Source organism: Streptomyces katrae, assembly GCF_000966975.1.
Classification (GTDB): domain Bacteria; phylum Actinomycetota; class Actinomycetes; order Streptomycetales; family Streptomycetaceae; genus Streptomyces; species Streptomyces katrae.
In genome coordinates this window covers 1-2,735 of record NZ_JZWV01000962.1, presented here as the reverse complement: position 1 = coordinate 2,735, position 2,735 = coordinate 1, and the positions used below count along the sequence as shown (strand labels likewise).

General features: G+C 66.7%; 4 protein-coding genes. All 4 read left to right on the top strand.

The window, feature by feature from the left end:
- Window positions 1–533, top strand: a 533-nt coding sequence (locus VR44_RS30530) for a type I-E CRISPR-associated protein Cas5/CasD (RefSeq protein WP_045950859.1), incomplete at its 5' end; no start/stop codon positions are given.
- Window positions 533–1,237 carry a type I-E CRISPR-associated protein Cas6/Cse3/CasE gene (gene cas6e / locus VR44_RS30525; protein WP_045950858.1) on the top strand — a complete coding sequence of 235 codons (705 nt, stop codon included), beginning with the start codon at window positions 533–535 and terminating at the stop codon, window positions 1,235–1,237. The genes VR44_RS30530 and cas6e, both read left to right, overlap by 1 nt.
- Window positions 1,238–1,240: 3 nt before the next feature.
- Window positions 1,241–2,191 carry a type I-E CRISPR-associated endonuclease Cas1e gene (gene cas1e / locus VR44_RS30520; protein ID WP_045950857.1) on the top strand — a complete coding sequence of 317 codons (951 nt, stop codon included), beginning with the start codon at window positions 1,241–1,243 and terminating at the stop codon, window positions 2,189–2,191.
- Window positions 2,188–2,532, top strand: a complete 345-nt coding sequence (gene cas2e / locus VR44_RS30515) for a type I-E CRISPR-associated endoribonuclease Cas2e (RefSeq protein WP_045950856.1) — start codon at window positions 2,188–2,190, stop codon at window positions 2,530–2,532. Before cas1e ends, cas2e begins: the two co-directional genes overlap by 4 nt.
- Window positions 2,533–2,735 lie beyond the last annotated feature (203 nt).

Here is a 2,735-nt window from a genome sequence, read left to right as displayed (position 1 = left end):
GCAAAGCGATGCCCGTCTCGGAGCGCTTCTACCTGGCCGACGCAGTCTTCCTCGCCGCGGTGGCCGGTGAAGAGGAACTCATCCGCACCCTCCACACCGCCGTCCGGGCCCCCGTCTACCTTCCCTACCTCGGCCGTCGCTCCTGCCCACCACAAGGACCAGTGGATCTGGGAATCAGGGAAGGGGACGACGCGGCAGCCGCCTTGCGCCGCGAACCCTGGTACGCCGCCGAATGGCACCAGCGACGTCACTCCAAGCAGGCACATGTGCCGCTTCAGCTCCTCGCCGAGGCATCGGCCGATGCCCCCCGCGGCACGCCCGTCCGCGACCAGCCGGTCACCTTCGCCCCGGAGCACCGCCGTTACGCGCTGCGCAACGTCGTCGCGACCGTCGTGGACGTGCTGAACCCCTACTTCCGACCCGACGAGGCGCATCCGACGAACGAGTCTCCCCGCAGGGTGACCGTGCCGCGCCATTCCCCCGAGGCCCACCTCGCTCTGCTGCCCCCGCAGTCCCCGTTGGACGGACACTGATGTTCCTGACCCGATTCCGCATCAACACAGCGCGCAGGGAATCCCGCAACCTCCTCTCCTCACCGCAGCACATGCACGCCGCCGTCATGTCGTCCTTCGCAGGCGCCCTACCGAGCGCAGAGAACAGCTCCAGGGTCCTGTGGCGTCTCGACCGCAACGCCAAGGCCGAAGTGCTCCTCTTCATCGTCAGCGAGGAACGCCCCGACCTCACCCACCTCGTGGAACAGGCCGGCTGGCCCACCACCGCCGCCTGGCAGACATACGACTACAAGGCGTTCCTGGACGGCCTCTCCCTTGGCACCACCTGGGCCTTCCGTCTCACCGCCAACCCCGTCCACCATGTGCGCCGCACGCCTGACGAACCTCGCAAGCGGACCGCACATCGTACGCCTCGCCACCAGATGGGGTGGCTGCTCAAGCAACAGGAGAACGCCGGCTTCAAAATCCTGGAAACCCCCGCCGAGCGACGCCGCCTTTTGCAAGGCGACGAACACCAGCTCACCGTCCGCGACGAGCGCCGCCACCGCTTCAGCAAGACCGAGCTGATCACCGGCAAGGTCAACGAGGTGCCTCTCGTTACCGTTACCTTCGACGGCCGTCTCGAAGTCACCGATCCCGTCGCCCTGAGGCGAACCCTCACCTCAGGGCTTGGGAAGGCCAAGGCCTACGGCTGTGGCCTCATGACACTCGCCCAGGCCGGCTGAGCCATGGCCACCGTCGCACAACGACGAGCGTCGTCACCCCGCGACCTCACGCGCGTCGCCGAGCGCATTTCCTTCATGTACCTCGAGCGATGCACCATCCACAGGGACGCCAACGCCATCACTGCCGAAGACGCCGATGGCACCACCCACATCCCTTCCGCCAGCATCGGCACCCTCCTGCTCGGACCAGGGACACGCATCACCCACCAGGCCATGAGTGTCCTCGCCGACAGCGGCGCAGCCGTCGCCTGGGTCGGCGAACAGGGAGTGCGCTACTACGCGGGCGGCCGTTCCCTCAACCGCTCCTCGGCGCTCGTGGAGGCACAGGCCACCCGCTGGGCCAACCGCCGCACCCGGCTGGATGTCGCCCGGGCCATGTACCAGCTGAGGTTCCCTGACGAAGATCCCTCAGGCCTGAACCGGCAGGAACTCCTCGGTCATGAGGGCCGTCGCCTGCGCGAGTGCTACCGTGAACAGGCGGAACGGACCGGCGTTCCCTGGCGCGGCCGGCACTACGTGCCCGGAGACTTCACCGCCGGCGACGCCCCCAACCAGGCTGTCACTGCCGCAGCGCAATGCATGTACGGCGTCTCCCACGCCGTCGTAGCGGCACTGGGATGTGCCACCGGTCTCGGGTTCGTGCACTCAGGGCATGAACTCTCCTTCGTACTGGATGTCGCCGACCTCTACAAGACAGAGATCGGCATCCCCGTCGCTTTCGACGTGGCAGCCGAGGGAGATCAGGACATCGGCTCCCGCACGCGCCGTGCCTTGCGGGACCGCATCAACAAGACCCGGTTGCTCGACCGGTGTGTGGACGACATCAAGATGCTCCTGTTGCCTTCCGGGACGCAGTCCACTGCACTGGAGGGAGATGACGTGGTCACTCTCCAGACAGACCGAGGGCTCGCTCTCCCGGCCGGCCGCAACTACGCCGACGAGGTGACCTGGTGACGGTCATCGTCCTCACCCAGTGCCCAGTCGGCCTCCGGGGGTTCCTGACGCGCTGGCTCCTGGAGATCTCCCCCGGCGTCTTCATCGGAGGACCCTCGGCACGTATCCGAGCCGCGCTGTGGGAGGAGGTCAAACAGTACGCCGGCCAGGGGCGCGCCCTCCTCGCGTACAACACCGACAACGAACAGGGCTTCACCTTCGAAACCCACGATCATAAATGGCACCCGATCGACCGCGAAGGCGTCACCCTGATTCACCGCCCCAACGAACGGGTCTCCCAAGTGCCGCCCGTCACCCAAGGCTGGAGCAAGGCAGCCAAGCGGCGACGCTTTGGAAGATGAACGCCTTATGGCTTATGTCGGAATCTCGACAAGTGACGAGAATTAGCTACGCCCCAGATAAAACCTGCAGGTCACGAAGCCTGCTCCCCGCACCCGCGGGGATGGTCCCACCAGCGCCAGCACGTCCTGGGGGCTGACCTGCTGCTCCCCGCACCCGCGGGGATGGTCCCTTTTCCAAGGTTGGGCCTCCTGACCCGATTCCC